The organism is Pirellulales bacterium (assembly GCA_036267355.1).
Lineage (GTDB): Bacteria > Planctomycetota > Planctomycetia > Pirellulales > DATAWG01 > DATAWG01.
Genome location: DATAWG010000037.1, coordinates 24385 through 45758, shown reverse-complemented (window position 1 = coordinate 45758; position 21374 = coordinate 24385). Strand labels below are relative to the sequence as shown.

The following is a 21374-nucleotide window of genomic DNA, read 5'->3' as shown; positions in this document are numbered from 1 at the left end:
CCGGCGGGTTCGGAGAGCACCCGGCCGTCGCTCGTGGTCGCGCCCGTGGCGCTGGTGTCGCCGGGGGAATGATGCGAGGCGGCATCTTCGGCCGGCATCGCGGGAAATTCAAGTGTGAACCGGCTGCCTTCGCCGGGCCGGCTCTCGACATGAATCCGGCCTCCGTGCTCCTTCAAAATCTTTTGGCTCACCGCCAGACCCAAGCCCGTGCCGCGGGAACCCTTGCTGGAAAAGAACGGGCTGAAGAGTTGCTTCAGGCTATCGGCATCGATCCCCGTGCCGTTGTCTTCGACGCTCACCTGCACGTTGCCCGCCGCCGGCAATTGCTCCGTGCGCAGCGTCACCAGGCCGTCTTCGCGTTGATCGCATGCGTCGAGCGCGTTGGTGACGATGTTCAGCACGGCCCGCTGGATGCCCTCGGAATCGAACGTCAGGCGGGGGATTGCCGGATCGGGTTCCCAGCGGAGCTGCACTTTCAATTCGTCGGCCCGCGATTGCATCAACTCGATCACATCGCCGACGACGGAATTGAGATCGGCGGCGGCGAATTCGGGCTCGCGCTCTTTGCTGAACGTGAGCATGTCCATCACGAGGGCCGAAATCTTGCGCTGATTTCGCTCGACGATATACCAGCCCTTGCTGACGACTTCTTCATCGTGCTCGGCCAGGCCCATCTCGATCAAATAACTGCCGCCGCGAATACCTTGGAGAATGTTCTTCACATGGTGCGACAGCGAGGCGATCGTTTGGCCGATGGCCGCCAGCCGCTCGGACTGCACCATCGCCGAATAATAGTTCGTGTCTTCGACGGCCAGGGCCGCCTGATGGCCGATGGCGACCATCAGCTTCAGATGCTCTTCGGTAAACTTGTTGGCGTTGAAAATGCCGGTGAGCCGGTCCAGGGCCCGGCTGGCCGGCGTCGAGGTGTCGATGTAGATCAGGCCGACCACGTCGTAGCGGCCTTGCATCGGCACGCAAATCGCCTCGCGCACTCCGCTATGCACGATGCTGGCCGCGGTGTCGAAGCGATCGTCTTGCCGGGCATCGCTGGTGAGAACGCCTTCGCTGCGCTGCATCACGTAGTCGAGGATCGTCGAGCTGATCGTGATCCGTTCTTCGGATTGCGACGCAGCGTCGGTGCGCAATCCCTTGCGATCGCGGCGCACCTTGGGGCGGAGTTGCTTGGTTTCCGGGTCGAGCAGCATGATGCAACCGCGGTCGGCTTCGACCCACTCGAAGATCAAATCCATGATCCGCCGCAAGAGCTGATCGATATCGAGCGTGTGGCTGACGGCCAAGGCCGTGCGATACATGATTTGCAGATTGCTGCGGGCTCGGGCCAGCCATTGCCCTTGCGATGAATCCGCGGTGGCGAAATCGGGCGAGAAGATGCGGCTCCCCTCCTCGCGGCTTACCGAATGCAGAATTCGCGACCGGTCGTCGCCCGAGCCGATGCCGATATTCACCTGCGCGCCGAGGCTCGACGAGGGCGCCTCGCCAAGCCCGGTGAAGAGCATCACCGTGCGGCCGATCTGCACCTGGTCGCCGCTGGCAAGCTCTTGCTGTTGGATGCGCTGATTGTTGACGAAGGTGCCGTTCGAGCTGCCGAGGTCGACGATCGAGAACGTCTCGCCATTGCGCCTCAGCTCGGCATGCCGGCGAGATACCTCCGTGTCGTGCAGTTGGATGCGATTGCCGGTGTCGCGGCCGAGCGGAAACGCGACGCTTTGGCTATCCAGCTCAAAGCGGGTTCCCTGGTCACGGCCTTGAATCACGAACAACGAGGCAGCCACCCCATTCGTCTCCCAGAACAAGGGGAGTAAATAGGGGCTGGGGGCGAGGGGCTAGGGGCGAGTGAAACGCTGGCAGACGCTCGCCGTGTCGGCTGCGTCCGCGATTGTGTTTTGTCTGCTCGTCCCTAGCTCCTCGTCCCGCGCCCCTGTCCCAGCATTTGCTCAATTTTAAGAATCAGGGGCCCGTAATGATAGGGTTTGGCGAAGAACGGCTCGGCACGATTGCCGGGCAAGCAATTGCGGCCGCGGGCCACGCCCAAGAGCACCATGGGCGTTGGCGGCGAAGAAGCATTGCCGGCGAAGTTCAAGCCGGCGACCGCCGAATCGCCGGCCGATGGGCGGAAGACCGATTCGCGGTGGATCATCGTCGCGTCGGTCGCGATCCGGTCGTTGTTTGCGTCGCCGCTCGAAATTTCGTCGCCGAGATTGGACGCTTCGAGATCCAGCACGATCAAATCGAGCCGATGTTGGCGGGCGAGTTTCACGCCGTTTTCCACATCCGTAGCCTCGAAAATTCGCATCCCGCGTCGTTCGAGAGCGGTTTTCAGCACCTCGCGCGATTCGGCCGACCGGTCGACGATCAGAACATTCGATTTCTGAACCAAGCGCGCACCTCCATGTGCACCCCCTCGGGGGAGTAGCTAAACACCGATGGCGAGCGACGAAAGAACGCCTTAGACGAATGTGCGAAACCGAGTTTCCCCGCGGGTTTCGCCAATCGCGCTTCATCGCTCGGCATTTGCCCCCTGGGTCCATCCGTGGTCCCAATGTGGCGAGGGCGAAGAATATCCGGCAAACCGCGCGGTGTCAAAATCGAATAATCGAATTCGCAACTTGACGGTCGCCGCCGCCGGGTGAAAGAATGAGCGAAGGGCCGGCGGTATTAAACGGCAGCGTGTCCGCGATGGATTCGCAGTCGGATAAGACCGCCGATCCACGGTGGAGGCGCCGCTAATCGGCTTTGCCCTCCCCGACCTTCCAAAGCCGCCCAGCCCACCAAATATTCCCCACCAAGTTGCCCTCCTAAGCTGGAGTTCGATTGTGAACCGCCGGATTTTGACGTTTTGTGGTTTTGTCGTCGCGATCGGGTTTGCCGTTGCCGCGAATTTGCCCATCTTTGCCGAGACGCCGGCGAAAACCTCTGCTGCCTACGCCGCGGCACCCGCCAAATCCGCCGTTGATCGCGTCGCGGGCGCGCCGGAAGACGCTGCCGCCAAGGCCGCCGACCAGCGGCTAGCCGACGCGACTCGTTATCTTGCCTCGCCGGAGCTCGAAGGCCGGGGGTTGGGGACGCATGGCTTGGTATTGGCTGGCGACTATATTGCCCGGCGGTTCAAAGAACTCGGCCTGAAGACCGATCTCTACGACGGTCAGCCATTCGAGCGGATCAATTTGTCGCTCGGGTCGGAGCTCGGGCCGGAAAAGCGGAATCGGCTTGAATTCGTGGGGCCAGCATCCGAAAAGAATTCGTCCGGCAAGAAAGAGCCGCAGACGATTGCGTTGAAGCTCGGAACCGATTTCAATCCGCTGGCCATCGGCGGCTCGCACAAATTCGACGCCCCGGCCGTGTTTGTCGGCTACGGCATCACCGCCAAGAAGGAGAACTATGACGACTATGCCGGTTTCGACGTGAAGGGCAAAATCGTCATCGTGCTGCGGCACCAACCGCAACGGTCCGATCCGCATGGCTTGTTCGGCAACCACGATTCGCCCTACGCCCCCTTCATCCGCAAAGTGGCCACCGCCGCCGAGCATGGCGCGGCGGCAATCATTTTCTGCAGCGACGACGACGGCATTCGCCGCTCAGTCGGCAGCCTGCAATCGTCGATGCAATCGGCCATCGCGGATCTCGCCAAGGAAAATGAAGCGTACTTGAGGATCGCCCACCCCGCGCTCGAGCAGATCGCCGCGCATGTGAAAAACGATGAGCGCCTGGCCGGCCAAATCGCCAACCGCACGAAAATGGTTGCCGACGAGATCGATCCGCTGTTGGGAGTCGAGCGGGCCGGCGACGAAGACGATCCAAGCCGCCCGGCCGTGTTCTTCTGCCGCCGCGGCCCGATCGACGCCATGATCAAAGCGGCCACCGGTTCCGATCTGGCATCGATCGAGCACGAGATCGATGCGGCCGGCAAACCGCAATCACGCGAACTTTCTGGCTGGCGAGTCGCCGGCGAAGCCGACTTGGTGCGTACCAAAACGCCTGCCCGAAACGTGCTTGCCGAACTCGAAGGGGATGGCCCGCATGCCGACGAGACGATCGTCATCGGCGCCCATTACGACCATCTGGGCTACGGCGGATTCGGTTCGCTTGCCCCGCAGGCCGTGCATGTGATCCATCCCGGCGCCGACGACAATGCCTCGGGCACTGCCGCACTGCTCGAAGTCGCCCGGCAACTAGCAGAACGGGCGAAGGTGAAGAAATTCCCGCGCAGGTTTCTGTTCATCTCGTTCACCGGCGAAGAACGGGGCCTCTTGGGCAGCGCCCGCTATGTTCGCGATCCGCTCGTTCCGCTCGACAAAACGATCGCGATGCTCAACATGGATATGGTCGGCCGAATGAAAGACAACAAGCTCACCGTTTACGGCATCGACACGGCCACGGAGTTTGCCCCGCTGGTCGCGCGGCTCGACGAGCCGTTCGGCTTCAAGATCATTGGCGAAAAAGGTGGGTTCGGCCCGAGCGATCATGCGTCGTTCTTCGGCAAGAAGATTCCGGTGCTATTTTTCTTCACCGGCCTGCACGCCGATTATCACCGTCCGACGGATACGGCCGACAAGCTCGATGTGCCCGACATGCGTCGCGTGGCCGATTTTGTGACCGACGTGGCGGCCGCGATTGCCGACGCGCCGGAGCGGCCGCATTTCTTTGAATCGCCGGCGTCGTTCGGCCACCCGACGCAGCAGAGCGGCGATCGCCCCTACTTCGGCAGCATTCCGGATTTCGGCGTCGAAAACCCCGGCGGCTACGCGATCTCCGGCGTCACCAAGGGAGGCCCGGCGGAAGTGGGCGGCTTGAAATCCGGCGACATCATCACCCGCCTCGGCGACACCAAGGTTTCCGGCCTGGAGGATTTCGACGCCGCGCTCCGCGAACACCGCGCCGGCGACAAGGTGCCCGTGCGCGTCAAACGCGCCGGCAAGGAAGTGCAACTGGAAGTAACGCTCGAGCCGCCGCGGGGGTGATTAACGGGAGCGAAGCATCGACCGGGAATGCTCTTGAAGCGCTCCGTGCGCACACCAGGCCCGACGTGGGCGGCAATCGATTTCTATCTTGCCAGCGGCTATCACCGCCCGGCCATCCATATGAGCAAGCACTTCGAAAGCGATTGATTGGGGTGCGGCTATTCGGCCTCAATGTTCGCGGCGCATGGCGCGTTGGAGGTCGCGTTTGACGGCGGCGGTTTTTAGCGACTCGCGTTTGTCGTGCAGCTTCTTGCCGCGGCAGATGCCGATGAGCACCTTGGCCCGGCCCTCTTTGAAATACATTTTCAAGGGCACGAGGGTGAGCCCCTTCTCCATCGCCTGGCTGGCGAATTTCTTGATCTCGCGGCGGTGCATCAAGAGCTTGCGCGGGCGGCGGGGCTGATGATTCAGCCGGTTGGCTTGCACGTATTCGGCAATATCGCAGCCCATCAAAAACACTTCGCCGCGCACGAGCCGACCGTAGGCTTCGTCGAGCGAAAGACGGCCGCCGCGCAAGCTTTTCACCTCGCTTCCGACAAGCACGATCCCGCACTCGAGCGTGTCGATCACCTCGTATTCATGCCGGGCGCGGCGATTCTGCGCGATGAGCCGTTCGTTGTCGTGCTCGCGGTCGACGGGGGGCTTTTTTTTCGCCTTTTTGTTGGGGTTCGTCGGGGCCGTAGCTGCTCTTTCCCGTCGCCGAGGCGACTGCTAGAGTGGGGTTGGCTTTCGATAAGACTTGACGCGAACTGCTGAGCGTTATTCCGAATCGTATACAACCGCCGCCCAATCGCAAGAGGCAATGTAGCAGGCAAGCTCCGTGTGCCGTCGGCCACTTGATAATGGTAGCCGGAATGTGACCGCAAACGGCATACGGAGTATGCCTACTACCTTAAGCGCCCCATGGATCACTTTGCACCAACTTCCGACGCCATGCAGGCATTCTTGCTCGGCCCGATCGATTTCGAGGCCTGCCTGGCGTTGCAGCAACGGCTGGTTTACGAAGCCAGCGGGGCCGGCGATCGCGCGATCACGCTATTGGTATGCGAACATCCGCCGCTGATCACGGTCGGACGGAGCGGCTCGCGAACTCACCTCCATATCAGCAGCGACGAACTTATTAGCCAGCAGATCGAAGTCCGCTGGCTGAATCGCGGCGGCGGATGCATCGCACATTTGCCGGGGCAACTGGCAATTTATCCCATCGTGCCGCTGGAGCGATGCGCCTGGACGGTCGGCGAATATCTGGGCCGCTTGCAAGCCGGGCTCATGAACACGCTTGCCGAGCTGGCCATTCCCGCGACCGGCCGCGACGGCTGGCCGGGCGTTTGGGGACGCACGGGCCAACTTGCCGCGATCGGCGCGGCAGTGAAGAATTGGACCACCTATCACGGAGCTTTTTTGAATGTCGCGCCGGCGATGCGGCTGGTGCGGCGGGTCGTGAGCGATCCGGCCGACGGCGAGCCGATGAGCAGCCTGATGGTCGAACGGCAAGGGTCGGTTAAAATGACGGCGGTGCGGAGCGGCATCGTGCGGCATTTCGCCGAGGCCTTCGGCGCCGCTCGCTACCACATTCACACCAGCCATCCGCTGTTGGCCCGTTCGCCCGAGAAAACGCGAGAGCGTGCTGCCCGTGCCCATTGAATTTTCCAAGACCGCGCTGCCGATCGTCGAACTGCCGATCGTCGAATTGCCGATCGTCGAATTGCCGACTGCCGAATTGCCGACTGCCGGCCGGGCGATGACTCACCGATCGTGTGCGACCGGCCCCGCCAGCGCTTCCGGCCCGCCAGCCGAAGCTCAAACGCGCTTGCCCCGTTGGTTGAAACGGAATTTACCTCCCGGCGGCGGCCTGCATTTCACGGCCGGCTTGATCTCCGAGCTGGGCCTGGAAACGGTGTGCGAAAGCGCTAAATGCCCGAACCGCATGGAATGTTGGTCGGCCAAGACGGCCACGTTCATGATCCTCGGCAACGTGTGCACGCGGCCATGCGGCTTCTGCTCGGTGCCGAAAGGAAAGACCGAGGCCCTCGAGGCCAACGAGCCGCAGCGCGTCGCGGAAGCGGCCGTTCGGCTGGGGCTGAAGCACGTCGTGATCACCTCGGTGACGCGCGACGATCTGGCCGACGGCGGGGCCGAGCATTTTTATCAATCCGTGCTGGCCGTTCGAGAGCGAACCGGCGCGACGATTGAAGTGCTCACGCCCGATTTTCTCGACAAGCCGGGCGCGATCGAGCGGATGGTTGCGGCGGCGCCGGAAGTGTTCAACCACAACACGGAAACGGTGCCGCGATTGTATCGCCGCGTGCGCGGCAGAAAGAGCGATTATCGTTGGACGCTCGAATTGCTCCGGCAAGTCAAGCGGCTTGATCCGTCGATCAAAACCAAAAGCGGCCTGATGCTCGGCTTGGGCGAAACGCACGACGAACTGCTCGACACGCTCGCCGACCTGCGGGCCGCCGGCTGCGATTTGCTCACGCTCGGCCAATATCTCCAGCCGACGCCGGCCCATCTGCCGGTCGAGCGCTACGTGCCGCCGGAGGAATTCGACGAACTGGGCCAACTGGCCCGGCTGCTTGGCTTCAAGCAAGTGGCCAGCGGGCCATTCGTGCGGTCGAGCTACCACGCCCGCGAAATGGCGGAAGGTTAGTGGGGGTGAGGGGCGAGAGGCGGATAAAGCCTGAGCCTGAAAGGCTCATTCCGTCAGCCCAGGGCGGAGCCGCGCCAGCGGCGTAGCCCTGGGAACTCGATGCAACGTGTTGTCCGGCCCTGACTGGGCCGTTCCAGGGTTCCCGTCGTTTATTGAACGGCCCTTTCAGGGCCGGCGCGTCGTGGGGGCCGTTGACCCAGGCCTCCGCCGCTTGCGCGGCTCCGGCCTGGGCTGGCAGAATCGGCCTTTCAGGCCGGCCGCGAGGCGACCTTTCCCTTGCTTTTCCAGCACCTCCTCCATGTTTCATCAGTTCGTTGCAGAGCATCGTCCAAGAGGCGAACACAGGCGGCGACAGCTTCGGATCGGCGTGGCTCTCGCCGACCGCGAACCGATCGACCAGGTTTTTGACCCATGCTGCGTTCTTGACGGCGCGCCGCTCGTCGATCGATCATCGCCCGGCCTCGATTTCGGTTGCCTTTTCGCTCTCCGCGTCTCCATGGCTCCGCGTACGACTCTTCGCCGATCCAGCAATTCGGCAATTCGCCAATTCGCCGTCGGCCCTCGGTTTTTGTTTGCAAGAAACGGCACAAACATTTAGGATTTAGGCTGCTGTGGAACCATCGCCTCGTTCGTGGAGGCCACAGCGAATTCCAGGGCGGATGAATCGATCGCGGGGACTTTTCTCAGCCAACCGTTCGGCCATTCAGCGACGCGGCACGCCACTCGATTGCGCGGGCTGCCTGTTTCTCGGAGTGAGGGGCTTTCCGGCAATCGTTCGTTGAGCGTATGGCTGGGCATCGCGGAATTCCAAGCGGCAAACGATGAAAGATCGACCAATGAACGCCTTTCATGCTGGTCATTTCCAGGCTCGCCGAGTTCGCCCTACGCGCCGGGCGTTTACGCTCGTCGAGTTGCTCGTCGTGATCACGATCATCGGCATCCTGATGTCGCTGCTCTTGCCGGCGGTGCAATCGGCCCGCGAATCGGCCCGCGCCGCGCAGTGCGCCAACAACGTCAAGCAACTCGGCCTTGCCGCACTCGAGCACGTCGATGTTGCGGGGTTCTTTCCCTCGGGCGGTTGGGGATGGAGCTGGGCCGGCGACCCGGACCGCGGCTACGGACTGAAGCAGCCCGGCGGTTGGCTATATAGCTGCCTGCCGTTTCTCGATCAGAAAAATCTCTGGAGCCTTGGAACGGGAATCGCTTCCGATACGCAAACATCGGCGAAGCAGGCCGCCATGGCCGGCCAACTCACCACGCCGCTCGCCGTCTACTACTGCCCCAGCCGCCGGACCGTGCAACTTGTTCCCACCGGCTATCAGGCGATCAACGTGGCGTATGAATCGTCCGTGTGCAAGACCGATTATGCGATCAACGCCGGCGATACGGCCGTCGATCAGTTCTATGGCGGCCCGAGCGGTTTATCGAACGGCGACAATGGTTTCTCCTGGAGCTCGACGAGCACGCTGACCGGCATTTCGTTTCAGCGCAGCCAGATTACGATGGGCCATCTTGCCACGAAAGGCGCCACCAATACCTATCTTCTCGGCGACAAATATCTCGACCCGGACGATTACACCAACGGCTCGGAAGGCGCCGACAACGAATGGGCCACGGTCGGATTCGACAACGACGTCTTCCGCACCGCCGACACTTCGTATGGCGACACACCCATGCCCGACACCCCCGGCTACGACAATGATTTCATCTGGGGCAGTGCCCATCCCTCGGGCATCCATATGGCGTTTTGCGACGGCTCGGTCCACAATATCAGTTATTCGATCGATTCGGTCACGCACGGCAATCTCGCCAATCGCAGCACCAAAGTGGCCATCGATCCCACGAAAGTTCAGTGAGCCGGTTCGCAAATTCGGCCGCAGATTCGGTCAAGGAACGGAGTTATGCAAGCCATCGTCCATCGCCAAGCACCATCCGTGGCCTCGCGGCCGTCGCGCCGCGGCTTTACGCTCGTCGAGTTGCTCGTGGTGATCACGATCATCGGCATCTTGGTCGGCCTGTTGCTGCCGGCTGTGAACCAAGCTCGCGAAGCCGCACATTCGGCCCAATGCCAGAACAATTGCAAGCAGCTTGGCCTCGCGGCGCTCCGCCACGAGCAGGCCAAAGGCTATTTTCCATCCGGCGGCTGGGGATCGGGCTGGGTCGGCGATCCCAATCAGGGCTTCGGAGCCAAGCAGCCCGGCGGCTGGGTTTACAGCATCCTGCCCTTCATGGAGCAACAGACGGTCTGGAGTATCGGCCAGGGACAGTCGGTATCGGCCAGGCAAAGCGTGTTGGCCCAGCAAGTGACGATCGTCGTCCCCGGGCTCAATTGCCCCAGCGGGCGGCGGCCGAACTTGTATCCCTACACGGCCAGCACATCTCCCAACAACACGACTTCGCTCTCCGGCAACGGCGTGATGAAATGCGACTACGCGATCAATGCCGGCGATTTCCCTTTCCCGGGCGAACCGTTTGCTGGCCCGTCGTCGATTTCCGCAGCCACCAGTTCAACCTCTCCCTACGCCTGGCCGAATACGCAGCAGATGAGCGGCGTTTCCTTCCTTCATAGCCAGATCCGGATGGCGCACATCACCGACGGGCCAAGCAATACGTATCTGATCGGCGAAAAATATCTCGATCCGAACAATTTCGTGACCGGCGCGGATCCCGGCGACAATGAAACCGCGATGACCGGCTTCGACACCAACAATTTCCGCTACGGCGGCAGCGGCGGCAATCCACCGACCACCCCACCGACCGGAACACCTCCACAGCCCGAGATCGCCGGCACCGCGCAAGTGTCGGCCGCCGCTACGGCAAACATCTGGGGCAGCAACCATCCGACGGTGATTCACTTCGTGAATTGCGACGGCTCGGTCCGCGACGTCAACTTCTCGATCGATCCGGAAACCCATCGCCGGTTGTCGAACCGTTCCGACGGGCTCCCGATCGATCAATCGAAACTGCCATAAACAAAACGCCGCTTGTCGATCCAACGGCGGTTGACGATCAAACGGCGGGTCCTTCCTCGCTAACGCTTCGGGCTAGTGTTGCGAAGCGTGCACACAAACCCGAAGCGTAAGCGAGGATGGGCGCGCGAAGGGCCAGCATTGAGCTTCGGCACTGTCCGTTCCGAAGAGCCGTCCGAAACGCCGCTCGACGAACAAACGCCGCTCGACGAACAAACGGCGGTTGACCATCAAACGGCGGGTCCTTCCTCGCTAACGCTTCGGGCTAATGTTGCGAAGCACACAAACCCGAAGCGTAAGCGAGGATGGGCGCGCAAAGAGCCAGCATTAAGCTTGGGCACGGTCCGTTCCGGTCGTTCGACGAGCCCTCGGCATTGTCATGTTCGTTTGGCGCGCTATCGGGGACGCCAAACACGATCTGCGCTTTCCCGCGCCGGGCGATATTGACGCCGGCAACGTGAATCGGAAGCCAGGCTTGCTCGAAGTCCTTCCAGAGGGAACCATGACGCGACTTGGTTTCCTTCCGCCTTTCCGATTTCGTGAAATCCCGTATTTCATGGTTTCTCTTTTTCGTGGTTTCCGCGGTATACTACGGCAGGGCCGTTGGAATTGACGTTCGGAGATGTCGTGATGCCGCGAATTCGTCGAGTTTTTCCGGCCCGCCTACGGACCGCGATTGGCGTTTGTTTCGCCCTCTGGTCCGGCGCGGTGTGGGCGGCTGAGCCGCGGCATGGGGAATTCGCCACCGAGACGCTCGAGGTCGGCCGCGTCACGCGGATTTACCGTCTGGTCGTGCCGCAATCGGTCGATCTCTCAAAGCCGGCTCCGCTGGTGATCGCGTTTCATGCGATGCTGATCGACAGCAAGGACCTCATGCCGCACTACACGAAGCTGAACGAGACGGCCGACCAACACGCGTTCATCATCGCCTATCCCAACGCCATCGATCGCAGTTGGGGGCTGAAGCCGGAAAAGGTGCGGGCCGATCTGGCATTTTTCGACGCACTCGTGGCGAAGATTTCTGCCGACTACAAGATCGATCCCGATCGAATTTACGTGCTGGGAATGTCGAACGGCGGATATTTCGCCCACGTCGTGGGGAAAGAACGCTCGAAGGTGGTCGCGGCCGTCGCCTCGCATTCCGGCCCGCTGGGGCAACAAACGTTGCCGGGAATCAACGCCGAGCGAAAATTCCCGGTGCTGATCATCCACGGCGAAAAGGACAAAATCTTTCCCGTGCAAATGGCCCGCGACAATCGCGACAAATACCAGAAAGAAGGGCACGAAGTGAAGTATGTCGAGCTGGCCGGCGTCGGCCACATGTGGGGCACGAAATACAACGTCAACGAAACGATCTGGCAGTTCTTCGCCGATCATCCGCTCAAGAAGTAAGGATCGGCCGAAAAACAACTTTCATTTTTCGCATCGCCTCATCCTGCCCTTTCCCGCAAGGGGAGAGAGTGCTGCGGAGAAGCGATTTTTCGGCCGAACCTAAGGCCGCCGTTGACCACACCCTTGATGGACCACCAATGATTTGTGCTAGTATCGGCCGCGGACGGCATCGGCACATGATTGCCGAACATCGGCACCTGGCCGACGGCGGCGCGAAGCTTGTCGAGCTGCGCTTGGATTGGATCAACGGCGAGGTGAATCTCAAGCGATTGCTGGCCGATCGGCCCGGCCCCGTGATTATCGCCTGCCGCCGCGAAGCGGATGGCGGAAAATGGACCGGAACGGAGGCCGAGCGCCTCATGCTCTTGCGCACGGCGATCGCCGAAGGAGTCGAATACATCGATCTCGAGGGCGACGTCGCCGGCAGCATCCCCCGGTTCGGCAAGACAAAGCGGCTTATCAGCTACCACAACTTTCGCAAGACACCCGACGATCTGGCCGAAATCCACGCCCAACTATCGGCCCTCAACGCCGACGTGGTCAAACTGGCCACGATGGCCAACCATCCCAGCGACAATCTGCGCATGCTGCAACTCGTCGGCCAGAGCAAGCAGCCGACCGTCGGCTTCTGTATGGGCGATATCGGCACTCCGTCGCGAATTTTGTGCGGGCGGTTCGGCTCGCCTTGGAGCTACGCCACATTTCACCACGAGCGCGTGCTCGCTCCCGGCCAGCTCAGCTTTCAACAAATGTCGGAGGTGTATCACTACGATCAGATCGACGCCGCGACGGCCGTGTATGGCGTGATCGCCGACCCGATCGGCCATAGCCTGAGCCCGCAGGTCCACAACGCGGCGTTTCGGCATGCGGGCGTGAATGCGGTTTATCTGCCGTTCCGCGTGCCAGCCGAATCGCTCGATCAATTCTTGGCGCAAGCCGGCGCCTGGGGCATTCGCGGATTGAGCGTCACCATTCCGCACAAGGAATCGGCGCTCCGGAAGTTGGCCAAGTTCGACCCGGCCGTGAAGGGCATCGGCGCGGTGAACACGATTGTTTTCGACGGCGACCAGATGATCGGCTACAACACCGATTATCGCGCGGCACTCGATAGCCTCGACCGAGCCATGCAGCCGCCGGAATACGACCGCGGACCGATCGACGGCAAAACCGTGCTGGTGCTCGGAGCCGGCGGAGCCGGCCGGGCGATCGTCTACGGCTTGAAGCGGCGGGGAGCGAATGTGGTTGTCGCCGGCCGAACCACCAGCCGCGCCGAACAACTTGCCGGCGAGATGCAATGCCGCTCGGTCGAGTGGACCGCCCGGCACACCGTCTCGCCCGACGTGTTGATCAATTGCACTCCCGTGGGGATGCATCCGAACATGGATGAATCGCCGTTCGAAAAGCACCATCTCCGCCCGGCGATGGTCGTGTTCGACACAGTCTACAATCCGGAGAACACGCTGTTGGTGAAAGAGGCGCGAAGCCAGAGCTGCACGGTGATCACCGGCGTGGAGATGTTCATCCGCCAGGCGAGCTTGCAATTCACGCTGTTCACCGGCAAGGAGAGCCCTTGGGATCTGATGCGCGATGTTCTCAAACGCGCCATCGGCGCCGCAAAGGTGTAATGGTTCCCCGCACGATCTCCAAGCCCAGGGAAGGCCGACGAAGATTGTACCAATTGGAGAATGATTTGGCGGCGTTCCCTGGGCTTGGGGCCGCTGGAATGGCTGGAAACAGCTATTTCGCGCCGTTGAAAATTTCCAGCCATTTCTCCGCTTCGGCGATGCCCTGCGGATCGACCGAGCGCAAATGCGCAAGCGCCGCGGCGGCTTCGGGCTTCGGGCACGCTTTGAGATAGCCGACGATCGCGCGATGAGTCACCGCATCGCCATAGCCTCGTTCGGTGTAGATCGCCGCCACGCGTGGCTCCACCGGCCAATACTGCCACCGCGCAAGATCCATCGTCGCATCAGCCGCGAATTCAGGCCGCGCCAAAGCATGCGACAGCGCCTCGGCCTCGAGATTCGAATCGATGCCGTGCCCGAATTGATGGTAGAACCGCAATGCCCGCATCGCATGCTGCACGTCGCCGATCGCGGCCTTGGGATTGGCGAAGTAGCGGTTGTCGAGCAGGTCGAGCCCTTTGCGTCCGGTCAGCAGCATATAGCCGCCGAGCACGCCGTCGAAGCCGGCGCGAAAGTCGCTGGCCGGGGCGACGATTTGCCGATGCAGAAGTTCCTCGTTGACGCGGCGGTCGGCCGGCTCGGGCGCCAGTCCAAGCGCCAAACCGTAAAAGCCCTTTCGTTCCGGCGGCACCTGCGGATCGACGAGCCAACGCCGCAAATCGGCCATCGACAGCGTGCGGGCCGCTTGCACCGTGTCGTCGAACGACGCGTGGGCGAATTCCTCGAGCGAATCGCCCGCCACCAATGGATTGCGGTTTTCGAGATAGCGGGCGAAATATTTGAGACGTTCGCCGCTCGGCAGGAGCAGTGCCGGCTCACGGAAGACATAGGCGTATGCCGTTTCATCCAGCGGGATCGCGGTCCATTGGAACTGATCGAGCGATGTGTCGTCGGCGCCGGAGCCGAGCAGCAAGCTCAATGAGCCTTCTTTGACCGGGGCGTCCGGCACGATCCGCAACGATTCGATCTTGCCCAGCCGCTTCCCGCCTTTGAGAAGTGAATGAACGCGAAACGTCTGACGGCGAGTGTCGCTGGAGCCCGGGGCGCCGCTGGGTTTATCGACCGCCTCCGCCAGCACGACGATTGCCGACGCATCGCGCTGCTGCGCCAGCGTCGGCTTGACGGCATTGCAAAACGGGCAAGCGCCAGCGACCGCCGCCGTGCAGAGCAGCAAGCCGATTGCGCCGCAGATAATCAACCCGATCGGGAAAGTCGCGCGATGATTGGCGAGGCGACGGGTCATGGTGAAATGCGAGTCTCCCGGAGCCCGCTGCGCGCAAGGGTTTCGTCGAGCCGGCCTACGATCGCTTGCTTGCTAGCGCTGCGGGCTCGGAGCCGTTTCGTGGCCCAATAATGCATCGACGGCGGCGCCGATATCCGGGCTGGCCATCAGTGCCTCTCCTACAAGTATTGCATCGACGCCCGCGGCTTCCAAGCGAAGCACGTCGGCACGGCCGCGAATGCCGCTCTCGGCGACGAGGACACATTGGTCGGGAATGCGGTCGCGGAGCCGTAGCGTATGGTCCAAATCGGTTTTGAACGTCCGCAGATCGCGGTTGTTGACGCCGATCAAGGTTGCCCCGGCGTCGAACACACGCTGTAAATTCTCCGGCTCGTAGATCTCCACGAGTGGCGTCATCCCGAGCGCGACGATTTCATCGTGCAACGATCGCAAACCGCAGTCGTCGAGGCATTCGGCGATCAGCAAGACGGCATCGGCCCCGGCCGCCCGGGCTTCGAACACTTGGTACGGATCGAGAATGAAATCCTTGCGCAGCACCGGCAGCCGAACCGCCGCGCGCACTTGCTGCAAATCGGTCAAGCTTCCTTGAAAGAACGGGCCATCGGTCAACACGCTCAGGCAATGCGCGCCATGGCGCTGGTAGATCGCGGCGATTTCGAGTGGATCGCAATCCGTGCGGATCGCGCCGGCGGAAGGGCTGGCACGCTTGATTTCGGCGATCAAGCGGATCGGCCCGCCTTGAGCCAGCGCGGCGAAAAAGTCGCGCGGCGGCGGCGCCTGGGCGGCAGCGTCGCGCACGCCGGCTTCCGGCGCGGCAGCTTTCGCGGCGATGACTTCGCGACGTTTCGAGGCGACGATCCTGTCGAGCATGGGGCGGGGAGAGTGGGGTTTTTGAGTGGAGGTGGGTTTGGTGGCGCAAGCCCAGGGAAGGCAGGGGAAGCGGGTGGCAAGTGGGAGGGACGGTGGAGGCCTTCCCTGGGCTTGGGGGCGGGGCGGAGGGTTGGGGTTATTTCCAGGGGGCGGCGAGCCAAATGATCGCGGTGCCGTCGCGGCTGCCGGTGAGGACGTAGGAGCCGTCGTCGGAAAACGTCACCGAGGTGACTTCCTGGGTGTGCCCCTTGAGGGTCAGCATTTCCTTGCCGCGTCGCTGCCGCGACGCTTCCGCGTCGCCCCGCGTGCCGCCGACGGCATCCCAGATTTTGGCGGTGTCGTCTTGGCTGCCGGTGATGGCGCGGCGACCGTCCGGGGAGAAGGCGACCGAGGTCACGGCGGCAGTATGCCCGGCAAGGGTTGCCAGCGTCTGTTCGGTTTCGACATCCCAGATTCGGGCCGTCGTGTCGGCGCTGCCGGTGATGATGCGATGGCCGTCGCGGGAAAATGCCGCCGAGAGCAGTCCCCACGTATGTCCCTTGTAGATGTGCAATTGCTTCGCCGTCTGAGCATCCCAAAGGCGGGCCGTTTTGTCGCCGGAGGCGGTCAGCACGTACTTGCCGTCTGGTGAAAATGTCGCGGAAGTGACATTGGCCTGATGGCCTTTGAATTCGCGGAGGCACTTGCCCGTCTGCGCGTCCCAAATCCGCGCGGTGCCATCGTCGCTAGCGGTGAGGACCCATTTACCTTTATCGTCGGGGGAGAATTCGGCGCTGTTGACGTATCCGCGGTGGCCCACGAGTTTTAGCTCGGCATGGCCGGTTTTGACGTTCCAAATCTTTGCCGAGTTGTCCCAGCTTCCGGTGACGATTCGGGTGCCGTCGGGAGAAAATCTTGCCGAGGCGACGGCCCCATTCGGCGTGAATGTCATTCGCTGGCGGCCGGTTGCGATATCCCACAAGCGAGCGCCGTTGCCGCCGACCGTGATCAGATATTGAGCATCGGGCGAGAAGGCGGCCGACCAGATCAGGCCATCTTTCAACTGGAGAAACGGCTCTTTCGAATCTTTCGCTCCTGGCGGACCCAGTTCGCGATGATCGGCAAAGCTCCAAAGATGGAGCGTTCGCTCCTTGTAATCGACCCACAGCGCGAGTCGCCCGTCGGCGGAAACCCCAATCTGGCTGGTGCCTTCGCCGCCGCCGATCACGCCGAGCATTTTCGCCCGATCGACATCCCATAGCCGCACCAAGCCATCGTCGCCGAGCGAAAGCGCTTGCGAACTATGTGGAACGATGGCCACCGCAGCGACCGGGCCCGGATGCCGCAGGATCAGCGGCAGCGGTTCTTCGCCCGTGGCGAGATTCCACTGGCCGACGGTGCGATCGGCGCTGGCGGTGAGGATGCGGTGGCCGTCGGCGGTGAATTCGGCCGCTGTGATTTTGCCGGCGTGCGTGTCGAGCGAACGGATTTCGGCGGCAGTTTCCGATGTCCACAGCGTGCAGTGGCCATGCGCATCGCCGACGAAAAACTGCTGGTCGTTGGGCGAGAAGGCGACCGCGGAGATCTCCGCCGAAAGCGGCTTGGTGGCGCGGATCCGTTGTCCCGTTGCTGCATCCCAAAGCTGGGCGATCCAAAAATGGGCATTGTCTTGCTGGTTGGCTTCGGCCGCTTTTTCACCGAGCGCGGCCGGAAGCGTCTTTTCATCGCTGCCGGTGAGCAGCAGCTTGCCGTCGTGCGAGAGCACGGCAACGGAAGCGCGGCCGGTATGGTTGAGGCGGAACTCTTCCGTGCCCGTCGCGAGACTCCAAACGCACGTCGTGTTGTCGGCCGCGGCGGTGAGCAGCCGCTTGCCGTCGGGAAAGAATTGGGCAGTCGAAGCGAGATATTCGTGTCCTTCTTCGAAGTCTTGCAGCAATTGGCCCGTGGCGAAATCCCACATCTTCGCGGTGCGGTCGCGGCTGGCGGTGACGATTCGTTTGCCGTCGCGGCGCGAACAGGCGGCCGAGAGCACGGCATCGGTGTGGCCGGCTAACACCCGGCCTTGCAGCACGCGCACTTCCTCGTAGCCCTTGATGCTCCACAGCTTGATGTTTTTCGGGCTGCTGTCGTGGCTGGCGGAGAGGACCCAATGGCCATCGGGCGAAAACGCGGCGCTATCAACCCAGCCGCCGTGGCCGCGGAGCGTTTTGATGAGCTTGCCGCTGGCGAAATCCCAGAGTTTGAGCGAGTTGTCGTTGCTGCCGCTGACGATCAATTTGCCGTTGGCCGAGAAACTGACCGTATGCACAGGCCCCGAATGCCCTTCGAGTGCCCGATAGGGGGGCGGCGGATTCTTGTTGCCGGAAACGGCCAACTGATAATCGAACGGACGCACCTTGTCCGGCTCCCAAATCAATACGCGATCGTCGTATCCGCCCGACACGACCGAATGGCCGTCGGGCGAGAAGGCGGCCGTGTAGACCGGGCCGGAATGTCCTGTGAACGGCGGACCGGCCTTGCCGGTTTCCGTCGCCCAAACGATGGCCGTGCCGTCTTGGCTCGTGGTGACGATTTGCGATTCATCCGGGGAAAACGCGGCCGACCAAACCCACCAGTTGTGCCCCAGATAGCGCTGCAATTCTTTACCGGTCGCCACGTCCCAGAGGCGGGCTGTTTTGTCATACGACGCCGTGAGCAGCCGCTTGCCGTCGTGCGAGAAAGCGACGCTCAGCACATCGTCGGTATGGCCGACGAGGGTTCGCAGAAGCGTTCCCGTCTTGGCGTCCCACAGCTTGACAAAGCCGTTCTTGTCGTTGCCACCGGCGGCAATCAATGAATCGTCGGGCGAGAACGCGACGGCATGAACGTAGAGCCCGCCGTAGGGAATCGATCGCAGCACTTTTCCGCTGGCGACATCCCAAACCCGCACCTCGCCGTCCCAACTGCCCGAGACGAATCGCTTGCCCTCGTGATCGAAGGCGACGGAGTCGACCGGCACCTGGCCTGGATAGTCCTGAACGCTTTGCGTCGAGAGAAACCGCAGCCGGCCCCATTCCCAATCTCGCATCGCCTGCGGGCAATCGTTCAGCAACTGCTCGGCGGTGTCGAAGGCATTGCCATCGATCTGTGCCGCCGCCAATCCGATGCGGGCGACATAGGCCTGATATTCCTCGGCTTTTTTGGCTTTTTTCGCGCTATCGGCGTCGGCGGTGGCCTGCTGCTTGGCAACTCGCTCCAGGCCTTCGGCGGCCCGGGCCTGACCTTCCGCCGCGAGCGCCGCGGCCGCGGAATGTTGCGCCTGCTTGGCCGATTCATCGGCGGCGAGTTTGGCTTTCGTGGCGCGGTTTTGCGCATCGAGCGCGTTGTCGCGCTCGATCTTCGCCGCGATCTCCGCGTTGAGCGCGCGATTCTTCTGCGAATTGATTTGAATCGTGGCCATGCTGGCGCCGCAAACGATCGCCACACCCAACGCCACGGCGATCCGGCGAATGTTCTTGAGCCGCTGCTGGCGCGTGTCGCGTTCGCGCTGAGCGGAAACGATTTGCTTGTGCAGCTCGACATGCGCCGGATCGCTGGCATCGACGAGCGACGCGGCCAAATCGAAGTCTTCTTTCTTCGCAGCCCGGCGCGCATAGGCCAGCTTCGCGGCGGAAACGCCGCTGCGGGCCTTGACGTTGCCATCCCACAGCGCGGCCGCCTCTTGAAACGCGAATAAAGCCCGGGAGTACGTCTGATAATCGCCCGATATTTCCGCGGCGTCGAGATCGTTTTGGGCCCGCGTCGAAAGCACGATGCTTTCGGAATGCGATTGATATTGGCGGATCGCGGATTGGAATTCCTGCACGCTCGCGTAGCGAGCTTCGACGGCGGTCGACATGGCCCGCATGGCGATTTCCAACAGTTCGCCCGATTGCGTGGTCGGCTGGATTTCGTTGCGCGCGGCGGCGTACAGGCAATTCATCACGTTCTTGCCGGTATGCGGCGGCTTCTTCGCGATGATTTCGTAAAGAATCGCACCCAGCAGGTAAACGTCGCTTGCCGGACCGACGCGGTCGATCGGGCCAGTGGCCATTTCGGGGGCCATGTAGGCCGGGGTGCCGCCCATGCTGCTCGTTTGCGTGATGCTTCCCGACTTGCGGAAGCTTTCCATCGAGAGGGCCAATCCCCAGTCCATCACCAACACTTCGCCGAAATCGCCGAGCATGACGTTTTCCGGCTTCAGATCGCGGTGGATCACTCCCCGCGAATGGGCGAACGCGACCGCGTCGGCCACTTTCATCAAGATGTCGATGTTCTCCGGATTCGACTTGCGATCGATCACCGCCATCCAGGGCGTGCCCTGCACGCGCTTCATCGAATAGAACAGCGCGCCGGTCTCATTGCTTCCGAGATCGTAAATCGGAACGATATTCGGGTGATCGAGATCGCCGGTGACGACTGCTTCAGAAAGGAACTTCTCGCGCTGATCGTTGTCTCGGGCGATGTCGGCCTTGAGCATCTTGATGGCGACGGTGCGGTCGATCGCGGCCTGCCGGGCAGCATAGACAACTCCCATCCCGCCTTCGCCGATCACGGAGAGAAGCTCATAGTCGGCCCCCGCGCGGGCCGGCTCGCGCACATCGCGCAGCGCGCGATGCTTGATGACCAGCTTCGAATCGCGGGCAGTCGGTCCGCCGGAGCCTTTGAGGCTGGTTCGCGGCGTCGTGCTGGGATCGAAGGTGCCGCGCCACAGCTTTGCCACCTGTTCGGTGTCTTCGGCGCCGCCGCCCCCCGCGGCCATTGTTTGAGCCACACGGCGCTCGTTGAATGTGCTTGGCTGCTTGACCTTGGCCGCCGGAATGTCGATTGTCGGGCCGCTCGGCCCGGCCCGGCCCGCCGCATCTTCGGAGCGACCACGACCGCCGTCAGCGTGAGGGTCGACTGGCCGGATGTCGAGCGGTGTCACTCGGCTTGGGTCGGCCGTGGCCGGGTTTAGTTCGACTGTCAGATCGACGTTGCCGCGCGGAGTGGGGTAGGACCGCGGCATCATGGGCGTCGGGTGCGACGAGGGGCTCGGCTGCGTGGGCGGAGTCGGATGCGAAGCGGGAGTTGGGGCCGCAGGCACGCTGCTTGGCGACGTTTCGCCCTCGACAACACCGCTTGGCGCGACCAGCGGCGGACAAGCCGGAGCACCATCGCCCGTGCCGGCGCCGGGGGGCAACAGCGTCGGACCCGTCGGTTGAGCTCCGGCGGCCGCTTCCAGTGCGCCGCGGTTGACGATGCGGGCCATCGTCGCCTTCAAGGCGGCCAACGGATCTTGTGCCGGCGGCGGGGCCTGTTCCGGCGGCGCGAACTGAACTTGCGGCGCACCGAAGCCAAGCGGCGGCGAGCCATATTCAGGCGCGGCGCCGGACTGCGGCGGCGCGCCGTAGTTCATGGGCGTCGAAACCGGTGCGCCAGCCGGTTCTCTCTGCGCAGCGTCTTGCCACGCCAGCATGTTGCCACACGATGGGCAGCGACCGCCCCGCAGCGGCGATTCCGAAAGATCGGCGTTGCAGAAAGGACAGTTCGACATGGGAGTGGTCGCCGTAGGAAATTGGTTGGGGATGGAAAAGGCCACGCGGTTCG

General features: G+C 62.5%; 12 protein-coding genes and 1 pseudogene. 7 read left to right on the top strand and 6 right to left on the bottom strand.

Annotated features, from left to right (window positions below; all coding sequences use genetic code 11):
* On the bottom strand, positions 1-1793 hold a 1793-nt coding region (locus tag VHX65_06505; protein HEX3998181.1), incomplete at its 3' end, for an ATP-binding protein.
* A gap of 125 nt (positions 1794-1918) precedes the next feature.
* Positions 1919-2398, bottom strand: coding sequence for a response regulator (locus tag VHX65_06500; GenBank protein HEX3998180.1), 480 nt, complete (start codon positions 2396-2398; stop codon positions 1919-1921).
* Positions 2399-2834: 436 nt separating this feature from the next.
* Between VHX65_06500 and VHX65_06495 the strand changes: the two genes are divergently transcribed.
* Positions 2835-4979 carry a M28 family peptidase gene (locus VHX65_06495; GenBank protein ID HEX3998179.1) on the top strand — a complete coding sequence of 715 codons (2145 nt, stop codon included), beginning with the start codon at positions 2835-2837 and terminating at the stop codon, positions 4977-4979.
* A gap of 168 nt (positions 4980-5147) precedes the next feature.
* Here the strand turns inward: VHX65_06495 and smpB are convergent.
* A pseudogene (gene smpB / locus VHX65_06490) lies at positions 5148-5594 on the bottom strand (SsrA-binding protein SmpB).
* A gap of 288 nt (positions 5595-5882) precedes the next feature.
* On the opposite strand from smpB, the gene VHX65_06485 reads away from it, so the two are divergent.
* From VHX65_06485 to aroE, 6 genes are all read left to right on the top strand, one after another.
* Positions 5883-6623, top strand: a complete 741-nt coding sequence (locus tag VHX65_06485; protein ID HEX3998178.1) for a hypothetical protein — start codon at positions 5883-5885, stop codon at positions 6621-6623.
* The gene (gene lipA / locus VHX65_06480; GenBank protein ID HEX3998177.1) at positions 6613-7629 is read left to right on the top strand and encodes a lipoyl synthase; all 1017 of its coding nucleotides are present in this window, start codon (positions 6613-6615) and stop codon (positions 7627-7629) included. The genes VHX65_06485 and lipA overlap by 11 nt, the downstream gene beginning before the upstream one ends.
* An 836-nt stretch (positions 7630-8465) precedes the next feature.
* Entirely contained in the window at positions 8466-9485 is a 1020-nt protein-coding gene (locus VHX65_06475) for a DUF1559 domain-containing protein (GenBank protein HEX3998176.1), read from the top strand.
* Positions 9486-9530: 45 nt separating this feature from the next.
* Positions 9531-10601 carry a DUF1559 domain-containing protein gene (locus tag VHX65_06470; GenBank protein ID HEX3998175.1) on the top strand — a complete coding sequence of 357 codons (1071 nt, stop codon included), beginning with the start codon at positions 9531-9533 and terminating at the stop codon, positions 10599-10601.
* 627 nt (positions 10602-11228) lie between these two features.
* Positions 11229-11990, top strand: a complete 762-nt coding sequence (locus VHX65_06465) for a PHB depolymerase family esterase (protein HEX3998174.1) — start codon at positions 11229-11231, stop codon at positions 11988-11990.
* 137 nt (positions 11991-12127) lie between these two features.
* Positions 12128-13615 (top strand): shikimate dehydrogenase, encoded by a 1488-nt coding sequence (aroE, locus tag VHX65_06460; GenBank protein HEX3998173.1) that lies wholly within the window; start codon positions 12128-12130, stop codon positions 13613-13615.
* 112 nt (positions 13616-13727) lie between these two features.
* Here aroE and VHX65_06455 read toward each other — a convergent pair whose 3' ends face one another.
* From VHX65_06455 to VHX65_06445, 3 genes are all read right to left on the bottom strand, one after another.
* The gene (locus VHX65_06455; GenBank protein HEX3998172.1) at positions 13728-14918 is read right to left on the bottom strand and encodes a hypothetical protein; all 1191 of its coding nucleotides are present in this window, start codon (positions 14916-14918) and stop codon (positions 13728-13730) included.
* Between the two features lie 72 nt (positions 14919-14990).
* On the bottom strand, positions 14991-15788 hold the full coding sequence (gene trpC, locus VHX65_06450; protein HEX3998171.1) for an indole-3-glycerol phosphate synthase TrpC: 798 nt from the start codon (positions 15786-15788) through the stop codon (positions 14991-14993).
* A 136-nt stretch (positions 15789-15924) separates the two neighbouring features.
* On the bottom strand, positions 15925-21183 hold the full coding sequence (locus tag VHX65_06445; GenBank protein ID HEX3998170.1) for a protein kinase: 5259 nt from the start codon (positions 21181-21183) through the stop codon (positions 15925-15927).
* Positions 21184-21374: the final 191 nt, after the last annotated feature.